We start from the raw sequence: 18,304 nt of genomic DNA on the forward strand, positions 1-18,304 counted from the left end.
TAGAAAGGGCTTTTTAAGCCCTTTTTTTATATATCGCTATTCTAATGCTTTGCCTTTGGTTTCTGGTATTAAGAATATAAAGGCGGCAGCGGATAATAGGTAAGCGCCTGATAGTAGTGCTAATGCATAACTGATTGAGTAGATGGTTGCTAAGTAAGCAATCAGTACTTGCGATACGCCAGCAATCCCACGACCGACGTTAAAAATAATGTTTTCAGCACTTGAGCGCGCATCAGTCGTGTAGTGTTCAGCTAGTAATGCACCATATCCACCCATCATGCCGTTCACAAAAAAGCCAATCACTGAGCCAAATAGAATTAAAATGGCAACCTCTTTTTGTTGGAAGTAGAACCAGATTGATACGGCGGAAATCAATAAAAATACGATGTATGAAGGTCGGCGTCCAAATTTGTCACATAACCAACCAAAAATTAAGATCCCTAATGACATGCCGATAGTTGTTGAGATAGTCCAAAACATGGTGTTTTTGAAAGGTAAGTGATATTCAGAAGCGATCATGTTTGGCATCCAAACCATTATGCCATAAAAGCCAAAATTTTGTACTGCACAGGCAATGGTTAATCCGATAGTTGTTGCGGTGATTCTCGGGTTTTTAAATAGTTTGCCTATGGCAATTTTGTTTTTATTTTGGTCTTTTAGATTTTGCCAGATTTCAGGCTCTTTAAGTCCTTTACGCGTCCAAGCAACAAATAGCGCTGGTAATACTCCCATCGCAAATGCCCAGCGCCATCCGTGTGCTTCACCAATAAAATTGACAGTTAGTGTTGCAAGGATGATACCGGCTTGGAAGCCTAGTGCGACAATTGAGGTTGCCCTTGAGCGCTTGTGCTTTGGCCAGCTTTCCGAAACTAGCGTCATGCCGATACCAAATTCACCACCTAGACCCAGTCCACTTAGAAAACGAAAAATGAGGAAGCATTCATAATTAGGTGAGATAGCACAAAGACCGGTGAATAATGAGAAGATTAGGATTGTCCATGAAAATACTCTGACTCGTCCATATTTATCAGCAAGAATTCCAAAAAAGATTCCGCCTAATACGGCCCCTAATAATGTGCCTGACGTCAAGGTGCCAAGGTCAGCATTAGTTAGGTTGAAGGTGACGGCAATTAGGCTAAAACAGACACCTAAAATCATCATATCTAAGCCATCTAATGCATAACCTACTGTTGATGCAAATAGGGTTCGTTTTTGATAGGGGGTAGTTTGTTCACTTTCAGCGTGCTCGGCCTGGTTTACGTTAGTGTTCATGTTTACCTCAAGTTATTTATAATGGATAAGCATTTATTATTAAATGAAGGCGGGAATTCAAAACGGGGGCAAGTATATACTTAAAAATGATAAAAATCCAAATGAAAAGCCGAAATTCGTGGGTTTTATTCTGTTTATTTCTATTTTGGCGAAATTATTCGACTAATTCTGATAAATATCTAATTTTTGAGACAAATTAGCCGATAATTTCACCATTTTGTGGTTTTTTCGATGACTTTTTTAGTCAATAGTTTTTGAGCGAAATTTATTCTTCGTCAAAATACCAGTAACCAAGATTAACAAATTTCAACATGACATTTAGGGTTTGTTCATCTTGTAATTGTTCGTAGTAAAGTACATCGGTTTCACATAATAGGTCGATGGTTTCCATGGGTAGTGGTATTTTTTTACCGTTGATATAAGCCGTATCCTCTATTTTTACAATACGTATACTTGGTACACGATAGAGTTCAGCGCCAGATTTTAGGATTTCTTCAAATTCATCTAGCTCATATGAGGGATCAACTGGGATGATGTTGAGATCATGCATAGGAATAGTGATGTGTTTACCAAACCAGTCATTGAATAAGTCTGGGTTTTTGATAAGGTCGATCATTTGTCCTTTTAGTTTTTCTAATTCATATGGTTGGATTCGATAAGGATCATTTGGTAATTTTAAGTCTGGGTCTTGATAGAAGATGCCATTGGGTAAGTTATCAATCACATAATCAGCAAAACCACTGAGTAGTTCTTGTGATGTTTGAGTTCTAAATCCTACGGAGTAGCTGAGCGATTCTCCAATTGATACCCCATTATGTGGAAAGCCAATTGGAATATATAAAATATCACCCGCAGTGATTTCTTCATCAATAATTGGCTCATAATCTTCTACATGCAGTAGCGCTTTGTGAGCACTGAACTGTTTGTAATTAGGATTACGATCACCAACCTGCCAACGACGGCAACCTTTGCCTTGGATAATAAAGACATCATAATTATCAATATGAGGTCCAACACCTGCACCTTGTGTGGCGTAGGAGATCATTAGGTCTTCAAATTGCCATTGAGGAATACATTTGAATGGTTCAACTAATGTGGCTGCTTGTTCATGCCAATGGTCAACTGCTTGTACAAGGAGGCTCCAATGGTCTTGACCTAGGTGACTATAATCGATAAATGGACCGTAGGCGGCGTCCCATATGCCGTTTTTGTTGGTAACGATTCGGCTTTCAATTTCTTCTTCCATGGCAAGGCCAGCTAGTTCTTCTGGGGTGATTGGGTCGATAAAGTTGCTAAAAGCATCACGCAAGATGACCGGCTTTTTTTGCCAATAATTGGTTAAAAAATCATCCCAATCGATAGTTAATTTGTTACTCATTGAATGCCCCTTGTAAATTAAATAATTGACAAAAGTTAGTGGTTGTTTGTTTTGCAATTGTTTCTAGAGATACGCCTTTTAATGCCGCCAAGTAATTAGCCACTTCCCGAACATAAGCGGGTTGGTTTTCTTTCCCGCGATAAGGAACGGGGGCTAAATAAGGCGAATCAGTTTCAATCAATATGCGATCTAATGGAACATATCTTGCTACTTCTCGTAACGGTTCGGCATTTTTAAAGGTAATGATGCCAGAAAATGAGATATAAAAGCCAATATCTAATAAGGCTTTGGCCGTATCAATATCTTCAGTAAAGCAATGTAGTACACCGGAATAAGCTTGCTCTTCTTTTAGGAGTTTTAGGGTGTCTTGCTTGGCATTCCGAGTGTGAACAATGATCGGTTTTTTTAGTTGCTTGCCTAATTTTATATGTTCAATAAAGTTGGCTTGTTGCAATTCAATATTATCTTGTTGGTAGTAATAATCCAAACCTGTTTCACCTAAAGCGATAACATTGTCTTCTTGAGCAAGGCGAGCAAAACGTTCGGCATCGTAGGGCTCATCATCCAAATTGAGTGGGTGAATTCCACATGAAAATGAGCACTGTTTTTGGTATGGCATGAGCATTGTTTTCATCGATTCATAGCCTGAAAGTGTGGTTGCCACGCTTAGGCAATGTTTCACCTCGTTGTTTTGTGCTTCTTGCAATACGCTATCAATCGATTTGTTTGTATAGTCCAAACTGTCTAGATGACAGTGCGAATCAATTAGAAACATATTTTACTCTTTTTAATTATCTGAATGATGTTCGAAATCTCGAACTGGTTTTATGGTTGACCATGAGCGACAGCTCGGACATAGCCAATAGAGGGTGTTAACCGTAAATCCACATTTTTGGCAACGGTAATTGGGAACTGATTTTATTTGTTCACCAACCATGTTACGAAGTAGTAATAAGCTCTCTTTAGCTTTTCCTTGTTCAGCATCGGCAACATGGTAATCCATTAAGCGATAGAATCCTTTTAGATTTGGGTGTTTTAATAATTCACGATAAAGGTAATATTGCGCTGCATCGAGTCCATTGTCTTTTTCAACAATGTCGGCTAGCATCAATTCGGCAACATTGCCAGTATCTTGTTTGACACAAATTTCGAGGAATTGTTTAAATAGCTGAGGTTGATTAAGTTTTGCGTAACATGCTTTTAATAATGGTAACGCTTCACCGATTAATGCTTTATCTTGATTTAATATTTGTTGGAAAGACTCGATTGCTTGTTCAGCTTTATCTTGCGCCATAAATACTCGCCCAAGCATTAATGATGTTCGTGCACAATTAGTGTCCGCAGCCGCTGATTTTTTTAGTAAAGTGTAAGCTTGATCCAAATCATTATTAGCAATAGCGATGGCAGCAAGCTCACAATAAAATTGGGCTATTTCGATTTTGTATTTTACATTGCCAAGTTTGACCAGTCTGGTGGCAGCGTTAATTGCGTTATTCCATTCGCTAGTTGATTGATATATGATTAGCAGTTGTTGTAGGGCATGTTGTTGAAAGTCTTCTTCGTCGATTAGCTGTAAAAACATCTCTTCTGCGCGATCGTAAAAACCTGCCACCATGTAATCTCGACCAAGCTGTTGAATAGCTAATAGTCTTTGTTCAAAGGTTAATGAGGCGCTTTCCATTAATGCTTGGTGAATACGTATTGCACGGTCTACTTCGCCTCGTGAACGGAATAAGTTACCTAAGGTAAGATGGGCTTCAAGTGTACCTTCATCTTCTTTTAACATGTCAAGGAAGAGGTCAACAGCCTTATCTTTTTGGTTTGACAAAAGAAAGTTTAGACCATCTACATATTCTCGAGATAGTCGGTTAGATTCATTTAAATATTTTTGTTTGGCATTTCTATCTCCCATGTACCAGCCGTATCCGGCTGCTATGGGGAGTAATAGAAATAACAATTCAAACATAATTACCTATTTTTCTAATTTGGTTAAATTTTGATGCGTATTTTCATCATATTTTTTCTGTAATTTATTTAGTTTACGTTTTGTTGATGAGTGTTGGAATTTTGATTTTAGGAAGTAAATTCCAGTTAATATCCAACCAACTAAAAAGCCTGAACCAAATAAAATAGCAAGTAATACCGATAACCTAACTTCTGTTTTAGCAATTAAATAGTTGAAGGTGACTAATTGATTATTAGCTGAACCTATTGTTATCGATATGGCGAAAATAAGAATTATCAATAAAATTGATATCACTAATTTCATAATTTTAACCTTTTTATTTTATTAAAAATCTCTAAATAACTAAAATTTTTTTGTAAAATTTGTTGTTTATAAAATCATCTGACTACTATATTCCATTTTCTAGCATAAAAACAGCTTATTAATGCAATTAACCAAGCAAGAACAACGCCTAATATAAGGTCATAAGCCGAATGCATACCCAATAATAGCCGACTTGTTTCAATCAGTGTTGACCAGACTACGATGGCGGTCACAATTATAAAATGTCGTCTAAAACTAAGTAATGTTATTGCTAAAAAAGCCCATGTTGCTGCAAATAATGTATGTCCAGATGGAAAAGCATAGCCTGTTTCTTGTTGCCAATGTTTTGACAACCAAGATGGTATTGTAGTTGTATTAGTCAGTAGCTGTTCTATGTTGGCTTTTCGTTCAGCTCTTGTTTGGGAATAAAATTGTTTGTCGCTAAAATGATACTCTTTAGCTAACCATAGAACATATGGTCTTGATTCAGCTGTTTGTTGTTTGATTAAACTTTTAATGATTTGTCCACCCAACATTGCGCTGACTAAAATTAACAATATCACTAAGATATTTTTTTTATTGGCCAATAGTAGACAGAACAGTAGAAAAAATAGTCCTGATGTGATTATTGCCCAAGGATAACTTGCTGTTTCGGTTATCCAAAAAAAATATTCAGATGAATTATTAAGTGCTGACGGTTGCCAATGCCAATTTACGACTATTACAGATAACGGTATAATTAGAAATAAGACTAATGCCGCTATTGTTTTTTTTATTACTAACCCCATTTAAAAACTCAATTAAGCATAAAATTTGATTTATTTTAACATGGAAGAACGATTTGTTTTTAAAAAATCTTATCTATGTGTTTACTAAATTTGGAGATAATAATGCAATTAAAACATGTTGCACAAGCCAAACTGCCAACACCATGGGGATGTTTTACCATTGTTGGTTTTGAAGAGATTGCAACAGGTAAGGATCATGTGGCATTAGTGTTTGGTGATATCAATGATGAAACGTCAATTTTGACGCGTGTTCATTCAGAGTGTTTAACCGGTGATGCGTTATTTAGTTTGCGTTGTGATTGTGGTTTTCAGTTAGAAGCCGCGTTAAAACAAATCGCTAAAGAAGGTAAAGGGATTTTAATTTATCATCGCCAAGAAGGGCGTAATATTGGGTTATTAAATAAGATCAGAGCCTATGCCCTTCAAGATCAAGGTTTAGACACGGTTGAAGCAAATGAGCAATTAGGGTTTGCGGCAGATGAGCGTGATTTTACTTTATGTGCCGATATGTTGACGCTGTTAGGGGTGTCAAAAATTCGTCTGTTAACCAATAATCCTGAAAAGATTAAAGTGCTTGAACAAGCAGGAATTCAGGTTACCGAGCGCGTTCCTTTAGAAGTAGGGGAGAACCCGAATAATGAGCATTATTTAGCAACCAAAGCCAATAAGTTAGGGCATTTGTTGCATTTACATCGTCATTAGTTTTTAATATTTTAAATTGTTTAACCTCAATATTTAATATTGAGGTTGATTTTTTGGGGCGATTAATCGTTTAATTAATCTTTATCGCAACGAAGCACTCCACCGTTGGCAATTTGGTCTTTAGAGATTTCGTGCATGATAATTTGTACTGCTTCAGGTTTGCAGTTGAGTGTTTCGACAATTGCATTTGTTACTCGTTTAGCCATTTCACGTTTTTGTTCGATGGTGCGTCCTTCTAAGAAGTCGATAACGACATTCGGCATAAATATCTCCTAATGATTAATTGTGGCAAGTTGTGCATCAGTTAATGCGATGTCTTGATTATGGCAAATACCAATACCGGATTGTATGATTTTTTCAGCAATCGCTTTTGCTTCCTCTAATGAGTGCATTGTGTAGGTTCCACATTGATATTCGTTTAATTCTGGAATTTCTGATTGTGATTTTACATTTAGCACATCATGCATGGATTTTAACCAAGCATCAACTACCAACGATTCGTTAGGTTTACCAATTAAGCTCATATAAAAACCAGTACGGCATCCCATTGGGGATATGTCAATAATTTCGACATTATCACTGTTTAAATGGTCGCGCATAAAGCCAGCAAATAGGTGTTCTAATGTATGAATCCCTTTTTCAGGTAATAGTGCTTTATTAGGAATGGTAAAGCGAAGATCAAATACAGTTATGTCATCACCTTTAGGGGTTGCCATGGTTTTAGCTATTCGCACAAAAGGTGCTTTCATTTTAGTATGATCGACTTTAAAACTGTCTAATAAAGGCATAATGTTCTCCTTAGTTTATAATCAAGCTATTTTGATTAATTAGCTCGATTTATTCCACCTTTTTTATTCATTGATTTAATAAATCTAACATTTCTTGTTCATCAATGACTTTTATTCCTAGCTCTTCTGCTTTAGTAAGCTTTGAACCTGCTGATTCACCCGCAATCACTAAGTCGGTTTTTTTAGAAACACTACCAGTAACTTTAGCACCGAGTTTTTTTAGTTTGTCTTTTGCTTCGTCACGGGTTAATTGTGATAATGTTCCGGTTAATACAATGGTTTTGCCCGAGAATGGTGAGCCAATTGTTAATGGTTGTACTTCGACATCAGGCCAATGTATACCGATTTCCGGACTGGTTAGTTGGTCAATGACATCACGATTATGGGGTTCTTGAAAAAAGTCGATAATACTTTCAGCGATTACTTCACCAACATCACTTATAGTTTGTAGTTGCTCTAATGATGCATTTTCAATTGCTGGTAAGTTACCTAATTGGTTAACTAAATTTTCAGCTGTGACTTCACCAACATTTGGTATGCCTAGGGCGAATATAAATCGATTTAAAGTGGTGTCTTTAGATTGATTTAATGCGTTAATTAGGTTGTTGGCTAATTTTTGTCCGACTTTGTCTAATGAACAAAGAATTGGTAAGGTTAGCTTGTAAAGGTCAGCCGGTGTTTTGACATAATCTTTGTCTACTAATTGTTCGATTATTCTATCACCGAGTCCATCAACGTTCATTGCCCGGCGAGATACGAAGTGTTTTAGGGCTTCTTTGCGCTGTGCTGGGCAAATCAATCCACCTGCACAACGAGAGATTGCTTCACCTTCATCGCGAACAATAAGGGAGCCACAAATAGGGCAGTGGGTTGGGAAGATGATTTCTTTGGTGTCAGCTGGTCGCCGATCTTGGATGACTGAAACAATTTGTGGAATCACATCACCTGCACGGCGTACAGTGACATAATCACCTTCTCGAATACCTAAACGTTCAATTTCATCACTGTTGTGGAGTGTTGCATTACTGACGATAACCCCTGCTACCGATACCGGCTCTAGTCTTGCTACTGGTGTTATGGCACCGGTACGACCAACTTGGAAGTCGACTTTTTTAAGCTGTGTTACTTCTTCTTGCGCTGGAAATTTGAATGCTGTGGCCCAACGAGGTGCACGCGCAACAAAACCAAGCTCTTGTTGTTGTGCAATACTGTTGACTTTGATAACTACACCGTCAATATCAAAATCAAGTGACATTCTTTCCACACCAATTTCATGAAAGTAGGCAAGTGCTTCTTGGACACCTTGGCGAATCTGGACTTTGTCGCTAACAGGTAAACCCCAAGCTTTAAATTGCATTAGACGGTCATAATGGTTATCAGGTAGAGTTGCGCCCTCATTAATGCCAACACCATAACAGAAAAAAGAGAGCGGTCTTTTGGCGGTGATTTTAGGATCTAATTGCCTTAATGAACCTGCGGCGGCATTCCGAGGATTTGCGAATGTTCTTTCCTTGCGTTTTTCCGCATCTGCATTTAATTTGGCAAAACCTTTGTGTGTCATAAAGACTTCGCCACGTACCTCTAATCGAGTAGGTATGTTTTCACCTTTTAATACCAGTGGAATAGTTCTTATGGTTTTTACATTTGAAGTTATATCTTCACCAGTAGTGCCATCGCCACGCGTTGCTGCTCGAACGAATCGTCCATTTTCGTATAATAAACTTACCGCTAACCCGTCAAGTTTTAACTCACAGCAGTATTCAACTGATTGGCTACTAGTGAGATGTAAGCGATCTTTTACCCTTTTATTAAAGGCGTTAAAACTTAATTCATCAAATACATTATCAAGTGATAGCATCGGTAGTTCATGTTTTACCGAGTCAAATTGTGACAGAGGTGTGCCTCCTACACGTTGTGTTGGTGAGTCGGATGTGATGAGTTCAGGGTGATTGTGTTCTAGATTTTGGAGTTGTTTTATTAATTTATCATATTCTACGTCGGGAATTTCTGGTGCATCAAGCACATAATAACAATATTCATGATGTCTTATCAGATTGCGTAAAGCAGTTATCTGTTCTGTTACCTCGTGTAGAGATTCAGAATTATTTACTGAATTTTCAGTTATATTTGGCATGATTTTTAACTCTTAAATTAAAACTAAAGTTTTAGAATTAGCAATAAAATAGTACGTAACTAAATTTAGTACAATAGGTGTTGATAAATATAGTTTGTAAACCAACATAAACTAGCTATTCCACTAATTTTCATAAGTGGAATAGTTTTAAAAAAAGAGTTCTGATGATTAAATTTCGTTACAAGCTTTTTTAATGCGTTCTTTATAACTATCAATCTTTTGTGGTGTCATCATGTGATGTTCATCATCAAGTACTACACCATTGACATCGTCAGCGATACGTTGCGCAGTTTGTAACATAAGTTTGAAGTTTTGTTGATTGTTACCATGAGTTGGCGCAACCATAAATATTGATACACCCGGTGTGGTAAATTCGTGCATGGTTTCAGGATCTAAATAACCTGGGCTAATCATGTTAGCTAAACTAAATAAAATTGGGCCATTGCCGGCAGGGTCAACATGGCGATGGAAAATTTGCATATCACCAAATTGGAATCCTGATTGCATTATGCTAGCTAACAGTACATCACCTTGTAATGATTTGCCATTTATACCGGTTACGTTTAAGACAATAATTTCAGTTTGGTTGTCTTCACCCACATCTAGTTTTTGATTGCTTTGTTCTTCAGATACTGATTGAGCCGTTTTTTGGACTTCTTTAACCTTTGGTGTTTCAGGTTCTTCAGCAAAAATTTCTTGTTGAAAGTTGATTGTAGGCTCGTTATCAGCCTTATCGTCAATTTCTTCGTCATCATTATTTGAAAATAGATCTTCTTGAAGAGGTAAATGTTCTTCCTCTTCTTCTTTCACGTTCTCTTCTTCAACTACTACTGACTCAACTGGGTTATTACTTTCATCCTGTTTATTTTTAGGTGTGAGTAATATTACATCGTCTTCTTCGCCGTAGATGTCTTCAAATTGTTGAGTATTTGGTGTGAATTTATCTTTTTTGCCTGACTTAAATAAAGAAGAACGTTCTTTTTTATTGATCCAGAGCCCATGAATCAATAATGCAATAATGACTAAGGACGCAATAACAATTAGAACAGTACGTAAATTATCCATAATACCCATCTCAGAATTAAATTAAATATAGATTTAAATTATTCAATAATATAATTGAAAAAAAAGGATTAAAAAATACCACAATTAAATTTTTTTACTTTTTATTCGTAAGCTAAATCCATACTCACTTATTACAGCACTAAAAATCAATTCGCATATATTACTTTATTTCTCCAAATAATCATAATATCAATCATAATTTTTTTATTATTATTGTTTCGTTATGGTTAAATTTAGTAAATTTTTAGAACTCTGTGCTATTAAGGTGTTAAGATACTTACAATCAATGCATATTTTTTGTAAAATCACCGATCACTTTTGAATGATTTCATTGTTTTTTATTAAAAAATAATTATTAAGTTACCGAGGTCTTTTTTATATGAGATTTAATAAGCTATTACTTACGCTGGCATTATCTGGTCTATTGTTATTAACTGGTTGTGATAATAATCAATCCCAATCAGCTAATGGCCAATTACCCAAGGTAACTGTTTTTAAAGTCCAACCTTTAGATTATACCCTTAAAATTAGTTTACCTGGACGAGTTGTTGCATCGCAAATAGCTGAAATTCGCCCACAAGTTAGTGGAATTGTGTTAAATCGTGAATTTGAAGAAAGTTCGAATGTTAAAGCTGGGCAATCGCTTTATCAAATCGATCCCGCTATTTATCAAGCTAATTATGATAGTGCGGTGGCAAGTGTAGAAAGTGCAAAAGCTAATGCTAATATTGCGCAACTTACTTTAAAACGTTATGCAGGGCTATTAAATACTAAATCCATCAGCCAACAAGAATATGATAAAGCTGCTGCTGATGCTAAACAAGCTGAAGCAAGTGTTTTAGTTGCTCAAGCAGCAGAACACGCTGCTAAAGTTAATTTAGATTATACTAAAGTTTATTCGCCAATTGATGGTTATATTGGTAAATCAAGTGTGACTGAAGGTGCGCTAGTTTCTGCTGGACAAGCTGCTCCACTTGCACTAGTTCAACAACTTGATCCAATTTATGTTGATATGACTGAAGCGGCGACTCGCTATAATAAATATCTTCAAGATGAAAATATTGTTTATGAACCCGCTAAAGGCAATAACGTTGATCTGTTCTTTAATGATGGTTCTAAATACGCATTATCAGGTAGCATTAAATTTTCAGATATGACAGTTAATGAGACTACAGGTACTGTTACGTTGCGTTCACAATTTTCAAATAGTGAAGGTAAAATTTTACCAGGTATGTTTGTTAAACCACAAATGACATTAGGTACTATTAAAAATGCAGTGTTAGTGCCTCAACAAGGTATTACTAGTAACCAAAAAGGCCAATATACAGCTAAGATTTTAAAATCAGATGGTGCAGTTGAATATCGCCAAGATATTAAAATTTATACCGGTATAGGTGGTTATTGGGTGGTAACTAGTGGAATTAATATCGGTGAAGAAGTTATTACAACAGGCCTACTTAATTTAACTGGGGTTGAAACAGGAACAGCTATGAAAGCGGTTGCAGTTGGTAAGCCTGCTGAACTGACTCAAGAGCAGTTAGATAGTCTCATCAAAAACAGCGTGAAATAAGGTAGATTTAATTATGGCTAAGTTTTTTATTGATAGACCTGTTTTTGCATGGGTAATTGCTATCATGATGATGCTGGGCGGTGCTTTGTGTATTAAGTTACTTGCTGTTGAACAGTATCCTGATATTGCACCACCTGCTGTTACGGTTTCAGCGGTTTATCCAGGTGCTGATGCACAAACAATTGAAAATACAGTTACGCAGTTAATTGAGCAAAACTTAACTGGTTTGGATAATTTGATTTATATGAAATCAACCAGTAGTGCTCAAGGTGTGGTACAAACTACGTTAACTTTTGCACCAGGTACTAGCCCTGATTTTGCTCAGGTACAGGTATTAAACAAAGTAGAAAGTATTAAATCTCGTCTACCAGAAAGTGTTCAAAAAAATGGGGTTTCGGTTGCTAAAAATAACACTAACTTCTTAAAAGTTATCGGCTTCTACTCAACCAATCCTCAAAAAACACAAGCAGATATAGCTGACTTTATTTATTCAACTGTACAAGATCAGATTCGTCGTGTACAAGGGGTAGGTGATACACAGTTATTTGGTTCTGAATATGCAATGCGTATTTGGTTAGATCCAAATAAACTTAATTATTTTAATCTGTCGATTGAAGAAATTATTAGTGCTATCCAAGCGCAAAATGCTCAGGTTACTGCAGGGCAATTAGGTGCTTTACCAGCCACTGAAGGGCAAGAACTTAATGCCACCATTACTGCTCAATCACGTTTAAAAACACCAGAGCAATTTCAAAATATTTTACTTCGTGTTAATACAGATGGTTCAAATGTTTTATTAAAAGATGTAGCAAAAGTTGAAATTGGTGCAGCTGATTATAATTTCCTTTCTCGTTATGATGGTAAACCATCAGCTGGTTTAGGTATTTATTTAGCAACAGGTGCTAACCAACTTGATACATCTGAGAAAGTTGACAAAAAAATTGAAGAGTTATCTCATATTTTTCCTGAGGATATTAAATTTGCGTATCCTTATGATACAACACCATTTGTTAAATTATCGATCAACAACGTAGTACATACCTTAATCGAAGCAATCATTTTGGTTGTTATCGTTATGTATGTGTTTTTACAAAATCTGCGTTCTACACTTATTCCAACCATCACCGTACCGGTAGTATTGTTAGGTACGTTTGCGGTTCTATATATCTGTGGATTTACCATTAATACGTTATCCATGTTTGCTATGGTACTGGCCATCGGTCTTCTGGTCGATGATGCCATTGTGGTTATTGAGAACGTTGAACGTATTATGCATGATGAAGGGCTTTCGCCTTATGATGCAACCGTTAAATCGATGGAACAAATTACTTCTGCTTTAGTTGGTATTGCTGTGGTACTTTCAGCAGTATTCGTACCAATGGCATTTTATGGTGGTGCAGCAGGGGGGATTTATCGTCAATTTTCAATCACTATTGTAACGTCAATGTCATTATCAGTGGTGATGGCAATTGTGTTAACACCAGCACTTTGTGCTCAAATTTTAAAAGCGCCGTCAAAAAGCAAAATTAAGAAAGCTACGATTGGTGAAAAATTAGAAAGTGTGCCGCCATTTAGCTGGCTTTCAATTGGAACTAAATGGTTCTTCAGTAAGTTTAATAATATATATAACAAAAGTTTACATGCCTATGAAAAAGGTGTAATTAAATTTATTCGATATCCTCTCGTTTCATTTATTTGCTATGCGTTAATTGTTGTTGCTTTAATATTTGGCTTTAATCGCTTACCAACTGGCTTCTTACCGAATGAAGATCAGGGTGTATTAATTGTCATGGTTGAATTACCACCAGGTTCTACATTAGAACAAACCATGGGCGTTTTGAATAAAACCTCTAAATTCTATATGGAGAAAAAGGCTGACTCAGTGAAGGAAATCTTTACCGTTGCTGGTTTTAGTATGGTTGGTCGTGGTCAAAATATGGGGCTTGGCTTTATTCGATTAAAAGATTGGGATGAGCGTACTCGCCCAGACCAAAAAGTTGATGCCTTAGTTGGTAGTGGTTGGGGATTTGCTTCAACAATAACTGAAGGTCGTGTCATTATTACCAATGTACCAGCAGTACCGTCACTTGGTATGGCTAATGGTTTCTCATATATGTTAAAAGATACCTCTGGCTTAGGACATGATGCATTGATGGGCGCATTTTTCCAACTATTGAGACAAGCCTCTCAAAATCCTAACTTACAACAAGTTCGCCCTGGTAGTATGTTAGATGTTCCACAATATAAAATTAATGTGGATTTCGAAACGGCTCAAGCACTTGGTGTTGCGGTAAGTAGTGTTAATACCGTGCTTTCAACTGCATTAGGTTCAGCTTATATTGATGACTTTGTTTATAATAACCGTGTTAAAAAGGTTTATTTACAATCTGATGCGGCTTATCGAATGCTTCCTGATGATTTTAGTTTCTGGCATGTGAAAAATCAAAAAGGTGAAATGGTTCCTTATGATGCATTTGCAACCACAACGAAAAGTTATGGTTCACCATCACTTGTTCGTTATGATGGTGTAGCGGCAATGGGTATTAGTGGTTCGGCTGCCCCTGGGTTGAGTTCTGGTCAAGCTATGGCGACTATGGAAGAACTATCTAAAAACTTGCCTAAGGGCTTCTCGTTTGACTGGACAGATATTTCTTATCAAGAACGTCAAACAGGTTCTCAAACTACAACACTTTATTATATTTCAATCATTGTGGTGTTCTTGTCGTTAGCAGCTCTATATGAAAGCTGGACAGTACCTATTTCGATCCTATTTGTGATCCCACTAGGTATTATCGGTACCGTATATGCGACGATGTTTAGAGGTCTTGATAACGATATTTACTTTATTGTTGGTCTTTTAACTACGATGGGCTTATCGGCTAAGAATGCTATTTTGATTGTGGAATTTGCTAAAGATGCACTTGAAAAAGAAGGTAAATCATTAATCGATGCAACGTTAGAAGCTTGTCGTCTACGTTTACGTCCAATCTTAATGACTTCATTTGCTTTCATTCTTGGTGTGTATCCATTAGCAACAAGTAGTGGTGCTGGTTCTGTAAGCCAGAATGCGGTAGGTACAGGGGTAATCGGCGGTATGTTGACAGCAACATTCTTGGCGATATTCTATGTTCCGCTATTCTTCTTATTTGTAACTAAATTATTTACTAAACATAAGAATAAAGTCGTATTGCCAACTAACTTTACAGGCAACACTGAAAATAAATAACCAATAGGTTAGATTTAAAAAGCACCAATAGTCTTGGTGCTTTTTTTATGTGCTTTTTGGATTAATCGTTTTAAACGATAATTAAGTTTGTATTCAGTTAAATTTTGCGTTGAGGAGCGGGGTTTTTGAGTGATATAAAACAGATATTGAGGTGATTTTTTTAAAGATTGGACTTTATCGATGTGATTTAACTAAGTGTTGGGTCATATGCGCATGGGTAATCGCGATTGCGAGCGCATCAGCGGCATCTGCTTGAGGGCTTGCCGGTAATTTAAGTAATAACTTAACCATGTGCTGTACTTGCTTTTTATCCGCTGCTCCTGTTCCAACTACGCTTTGCTTAACTAATCGTGCGGCATATTCAAAAACGGGTAAATCATTATTAACCGCTGCAACAATGGCAGAACCTCGTGCTTGACCTAATTTTAGCGCAGAATCGGCATTATGAGCCATAAACACTTGTTCAATAGCAAACATGTCAGGTTGAAATTGGAGGATGATTTCGCTTACTCCGGCGTAGACACGTTTTAAACGCGTTGGTAAGTCATCAACTGCAGTACGGATACAACCACTGCCAAGATAGGTTAGTTGTCGTCCCGTTTGGCGAATTACACCGTAACCCGTCAAACGAGAACCTGGGTCAATCCCCAGAATGATAGTCATTAGAGTGCTGCTGCAACTTCGTCTGAAACTTCTCCGTTATGATAAACTTCTTGAACATCATCACAATCTTCAAGCATGTCAATAAGACGTAGTAGTTTTGGTGCAGAATCAATATCCAAGTCAACTTTAGTGGCTGGAATCATTGAAACTTCAGCGGATTCAGCGACTAAGCCTGCTGCATCTAGTGCATCTTTAACTTCACCGAATGATTCAGGTGTTGTAAATACATCAATAGCACCATCGTCATACGTCACAACATCATCAGCACCAGCTTCAAGCGCAGCATCCATGACTTGATCTTCGTCAGTTCCAGTTGGATATGAGATAACGCCTTTTTTGGTGAATAAGTAAGATACAGAACCATCAGTACCTAGGTTTCCACCAGTTTTAGTAAAAGCATGACGAACTTCTGATACCGTGCGGTTTCGATTATCACTTAAGCATTCTACCATTACTGCAGTACCTGCTGGTCCATAACCTTCATAGATGATAGTTTCCATATTAGTATCATCTTCACCACCAACACCACGAGCAATTGCTCTGTTCATGGTATCTCGAGTCATGTTGTTAGATAATGCTTTGTCCATAGCAGCTCGTAGACGAGGGTTAGACGCTGGATCGCCACCACCAAGTTTTGCTGCTGTTACAAGTTCGCGAATAATTTTGGTAAAGATTTTACCGCGCTTAGCATCTTGAGCTGCTTTGCGATGTTTGGTATTGGCCCATTTACTATGACCTGCCATAAAATTCTCCAGATTAAATAATTTAAAAATCGAGCTATTTTAACAAACTTTTAGCTAAAGTTCATTATCAATCTCTTTATTCCTTTTCTGCTGTTAATAATAAAGTTTTTATTAGAGTAATTTCAATAAAAGTTGAGTATGTGGATATACAACATTACTCTTATTTATTGCTGAAAGTTTGAAAAGAATAGTTCTTATAGGTATATAACGTTAAATTGTATTGATAATTAAAAAATCGCTATATAAGCTTTGTGCAACACTTGTTTAGTGCTCTTAGGCTTGAATAAATTTTTAGTTAGTAAAAAATAAAAAAAGCGCCCTATCAATCAGCGCTTTTAATCTATTAAATAATATGGTTTAAAATTTTTACTAACTCATTCCATATTGTTTTAATTTTTTGCGTAAAGTACCACGATTGATACCAAGCATATTTGCTGCTCGAGTTTGATTGCCACGAGTATATTGCATAACCATATCAAGGAATGGGTGTTCAACTTCAGCTAACACTAATTCGTATAGATCAGTAGGATCTTCACCATTTAATTGTGATAAATAGTTTTTTAAAGCTTGTTTTACCGAATCTCGTAAAGGCTTTTGTGTTATTTGGTCTTGAGAGTTTACAGTTGTAAATTTAAGTGCTGCAGCTGTAACGCGTTGTTCTGACATAGTATTTTTAACTCTTTTATTTGTTTCTAATTTGACTAAAAAATGCTTTTAGTGTTTTTACTTGCTCACTTGTATTGCTAAGTACACTAAATAAGCGCCTGAATTGATCACTATCAGCATAACTCTTGGTATACCAATTTACATGCTTTCTGGCAATCCTTAATCCTTTGTATTCTCCATAAAATTGATAAAGATCTTCAAGGTGTGTTAATACAATTTGTTCGACTTCATCAATTGTTTTATTTTTTTTTAACTGTCCGTGTGCTAAATAGAATGCAATTTCTTCAAATATCCAAGGTCGCCCCTGTGCCGCTCGGCCGATCATTATACCATCAGCTTGCGTATATTTGAAAACATCTTTTGCTTGTTCTGGTATACAAATATCACCATTTGCAATTACCGGAATCGTTACCTTTTCTTTCACTGCTTTTATGGAGTCATATTCGACTTCTCCATTGAATAAGCATGCACGACTTCGCCCATGAATAGTAATAGCCTTTATGCCACAATCCTGCGCAATTTGTGCGATTTCAATGCAATTTCTATTATTTTTATCCCATCCAGTCCGAGTTTTTAGTGTTACTGGCACATCAACTGAGCCAACAACTTTTTGCAAAATATTTTTTATTAAATCTGGATGCTGCATTAATGCAGAACCAGCTAATTTTTTATTTACTTTTTTAGCAGGGCATCCCATATTAATATCAATTAATTGAGCACCATGTTTGACATTAAATTCAGCAGCTCTAGCCATTTCATCTGGATCTGAGCCGACAATTTGGACTGCACGTATACCAACATCATCAGTTGAAATCATTCTTAATGCTGATTTGTCAGTATGCCATACATCTGAATTAGCTAAAAACATTTCAGAAATAGTCATTCCTGCACCAAAGCGATGACATAAATTTCTAAATGGTTTATCGCTTATTCCTGCCATAGGGGCCGCAATTAAATTGTTTTTTAATGTGACCTTGCCAATGCTAAGCAAATTAAGGTCGGCTATATTACGCATTTTTCCTCTAAGTTAAAAGGGGGTA

General features: G+C 36.6%; 17 protein-coding genes. 3 read left to right on the plus strand and 14 right to left on the minus strand.

The genetic code is table 11. From position 1 onward, the window contains the following. Positions 1–36: 36 nt before the first annotated feature. The 6 genes from GYM76_RS02605 to GYM76_RS02630 form a co-directional block, all read right to left on the minus strand. On the minus strand, positions 37–1,272 hold the full coding sequence (locus GYM76_RS02605; RefSeq protein ID WP_065563400.1) for an MFS transporter: 1,236 nt from the start codon (positions 1,270–1,272) through the stop codon (positions 37–39). A gap of 265 nt (positions 1,273–1,537) precedes the next feature. Continuing rightward, positions 1,538–2,650 (minus strand): cupin domain-containing protein, encoded by a 1,113-nt coding sequence (locus tag GYM76_RS02610; protein WP_220225785.1) that lies wholly within the window; start codon positions 2,648–2,650, stop codon positions 1,538–1,540. Next, positions 2,643–3,425, minus strand: a complete 783-nt coding sequence (locus tag GYM76_RS02615; RefSeq protein WP_065733782.1) for a YchF/TatD family DNA exonuclease — start codon at positions 3,423–3,425, stop codon at positions 2,643–2,645. The genes GYM76_RS02610 and GYM76_RS02615 overlap by 8 nt, the downstream gene beginning before the upstream one ends. Positions 3,426–3,437: 12 nt before the next feature. Beyond that, positions 3,438–4,616 (minus strand): lipopolysaccharide assembly protein LapB, encoded by a 1,179-nt coding sequence (gene lapB, locus GYM76_RS02620; RefSeq protein ID WP_220225786.1) that lies wholly within the window; start codon positions 4,614–4,616, stop codon positions 3,438–3,440. A 6-nt stretch (positions 4,617–4,622) separates the two neighbouring features. Then, positions 4,623–4,919 (minus strand): LapA family protein, encoded by a 297-nt coding sequence (locus tag GYM76_RS02625; protein ID WP_065563404.1) that lies wholly within the window; start codon positions 4,917–4,919, stop codon positions 4,623–4,625. A 74-nt stretch (positions 4,920–4,993) separates the two neighbouring features. After that, on the minus strand, positions 4,994–5,707 hold the full coding sequence (locus GYM76_RS02630; RefSeq protein ID WP_065563405.1) for a phosphatase PAP2 family protein: 714 nt from the start codon (positions 5,705–5,707) through the stop codon (positions 4,994–4,996). Positions 5,708–5,809: 102 nt separating this feature from the next. On the opposite strand from GYM76_RS02630, the gene ribA reads away from it, so the two are divergent. Continuing rightward, positions 5,810–6,409 carry a GTP cyclohydrolase II gene (gene ribA / locus GYM76_RS02635; protein ID WP_220225787.1) on the plus strand — a complete coding sequence of 200 codons (600 nt, stop codon included), beginning with the start codon at positions 5,810–5,812 and terminating at the stop codon, positions 6,407–6,409. Positions 6,410–6,483: 74 nt separating this feature from the next. On the opposite strand, the gene GYM76_RS02640 is transcribed toward ribA, so the two are convergent. The 4 genes from GYM76_RS02640 to zipA form a co-directional block, all read right to left on the minus strand. After that, positions 6,484–6,672, minus strand: a complete 189-nt coding sequence (locus tag GYM76_RS02640) for a 2-hydroxymuconate tautomerase (protein WP_091347325.1) — start codon at positions 6,670–6,672, stop codon at positions 6,484–6,486. Between the two features lie 9 nt (positions 6,673–6,681). Next, on the minus strand, positions 6,682–7,197 hold the full coding sequence (gene luxS / locus GYM76_RS02645; RefSeq protein WP_065563407.1) for an S-ribosylhomocysteine lyase: 516 nt from the start codon (positions 7,195–7,197) through the stop codon (positions 6,682–6,684). Between the two features lie 67 nt (positions 7,198–7,264). Continuing rightward, positions 7,265–9,331 (minus strand): NAD-dependent DNA ligase LigA, encoded by a 2,067-nt coding sequence (gene ligA / locus GYM76_RS02650; protein WP_220225788.1) that lies wholly within the window; start codon positions 9,329–9,331, stop codon positions 7,265–7,267. 168 nt (positions 9,332–9,499) lie between these two features. Next, positions 9,500–10,396, minus strand: coding sequence for a cell division protein ZipA (gene zipA, locus GYM76_RS02655; protein WP_220225789.1), 897 nt, complete (start codon positions 10,394–10,396; stop codon positions 9,500–9,502). 379 nt (positions 10,397–10,775) lie between these two features. Between zipA and GYM76_RS02660 the strand changes: the two genes are divergently transcribed. Together GYM76_RS02660 and GYM76_RS02665 are read left to right on the plus strand one after the other, a co-directional pair. Next, entirely contained in the window at positions 10,776–11,966 is a 1,191-nt protein-coding gene (locus tag GYM76_RS02660; RefSeq protein WP_220225790.1) for an efflux RND transporter periplasmic adaptor subunit, read from the plus strand. Positions 11,967–11,979: 13 nt separating this feature from the next. Further along, positions 11,980–15,192, plus strand: coding sequence for an efflux RND transporter permease subunit (locus GYM76_RS02665; protein ID WP_220225791.1), 3,213 nt, complete (start codon positions 11,980–11,982; stop codon positions 15,190–15,192). A gap of 174 nt (positions 15,193–15,366) precedes the next feature. Here GYM76_RS02665 and ruvC read toward each other — a convergent pair whose 3' ends face one another. From ruvC to dusB, 4 genes are all read right to left on the minus strand, one after another. Continuing rightward, positions 15,367–15,855, minus strand: coding sequence for a crossover junction endodeoxyribonuclease RuvC (gene ruvC, locus GYM76_RS02670; protein WP_065563411.1), 489 nt, complete (start codon positions 15,853–15,855; stop codon positions 15,367–15,369). Beyond that, positions 15,855–16,598, minus strand: a complete 744-nt coding sequence (locus tag GYM76_RS02675; RefSeq protein WP_034883630.1) for a YebC/PmpR family DNA-binding transcriptional regulator — start codon at positions 16,596–16,598, stop codon at positions 15,855–15,857. Before GYM76_RS02675 ends, ruvC begins: the two co-directional genes overlap by 1 nt. A 369-nt stretch (positions 16,599–16,967) precedes the next feature. Then, positions 16,968–17,264, minus strand: coding sequence for a DNA-binding transcriptional regulator Fis (gene fis / locus GYM76_RS02680; protein ID WP_034883623.1), 297 nt, complete (start codon positions 17,262–17,264; stop codon positions 16,968–16,970). Between the two features lie 16 nt (positions 17,265–17,280). Further along, positions 17,281–18,279, minus strand: a complete 999-nt coding sequence (dusB, locus tag GYM76_RS02685) for a tRNA dihydrouridine synthase DusB (RefSeq protein ID WP_220225792.1) — start codon at positions 18,277–18,279, stop codon at positions 17,281–17,283. Between the last annotated feature and the right edge of the window lie 25 nt (positions 18,280–18,304).

Origin of the sequence: Gilliamella sp. ESL0443 (assembly GCF_019469165.1) — a bacterium.
In the GTDB taxonomy this organism is placed as follows: domain Bacteria; phylum Pseudomonadota; class Gammaproteobacteria; order Enterobacterales; family Orbaceae; genus Gilliamella; species Gilliamella apicola_E.

Bases quoted from the DNA above. Each gene is read 5' to 3' on its own strand.
- GYM76_RS02605 (WP_065563400.1), bottom strand. From the start codon at position 1,272: ATGAACACTAACGTAAACCAGGCCGAGCACGCTGAAAGTGAACAAACT.
- GYM76_RS02610 (WP_220225785.1), bottom strand. From the start codon at position 2,650: ATGAGTAACAAATTAACTATCGATTGGGATGATTTTTTAACCAATTAT.
- GYM76_RS02615 (WP_065733782.1), bottom strand. From the start codon at position 3,425: ATGTTTCTAATTGATTCGCACTGTCATCTAGACAGTTTGGACTATACA.
- lapB (WP_220225786.1), bottom strand. From the start codon at position 4,616: ATGTTTGAATTGTTATTTCTATTACTCCCCATAGCAGCCGGATACGGC.
- GYM76_RS02625 (WP_065563404.1), bottom strand. From the start codon at position 4,919: ATGAAATTAGTGATATCAATTTTATTGATAATTCTTATTTTCGCCATA.
- GYM76_RS02630 (WP_065563405.1), bottom strand. From the start codon at position 5,707: ATGGGGTTAGTAATAAAAAAAACAATAGCGGCATTAGTCTTATTTCTA.
- ribA (WP_220225787.1), top strand. From the start codon at position 5,810: ATGCAATTAAAACATGTTGCACAAGCCAAACTGCCAACACCATGGGGA.
- GYM76_RS02640 (WP_091347325.1), bottom strand. From the start codon at position 6,672: ATGCCGAATGTCGTTATCGACTTCTTAGAAGGACGCACCATCGAACAA.
- luxS (WP_065563407.1), bottom strand. From the start codon at position 7,197: ATGCCTTTATTAGACAGTTTTAAAGTCGATCATACTAAAATGAAAGCA.
- ligA (WP_220225788.1), bottom strand. From the start codon at position 9,331: ATGCCAAATATAACTGAAAATTCAGTAAATAATTCTGAATCTCTACAC.
- zipA (WP_220225789.1), bottom strand. From the start codon at position 10,396: ATGGATAATTTACGTACTGTTCTAATTGTTATTGCGTCCTTAGTCATT.
- GYM76_RS02660 (WP_220225790.1), top strand. From the start codon at position 10,776: ATGAGATTTAATAAGCTATTACTTACGCTGGCATTATCTGGTCTATTG.
- GYM76_RS02665 (WP_220225791.1), top strand. From the start codon at position 11,980: ATGGCTAAGTTTTTTATTGATAGACCTGTTTTTGCATGGGTAATTGCT.
- ruvC (WP_065563411.1), bottom strand. From the start codon at position 15,855: ATGACTATCATTCTGGGGATTGACCCAGGTTCTCGTTTGACGGGTTAC.
- GYM76_RS02675 (WP_034883630.1), bottom strand. From the start codon at position 16,598: ATGGCAGGTCATAGTAAATGGGCCAATACCAAACATCGCAAAGCAGCT.
- fis (WP_034883623.1), bottom strand. From the start codon at position 17,264: ATGTCAGAACAACGCGTTACAGCTGCAGCACTTAAATTTACAACTGTA.
- dusB (WP_220225792.1), bottom strand. From the start codon at position 18,279: ATGCGTAATATAGCCGACCTTAATTTGCTTAGCATTGGCAAGGTCACA.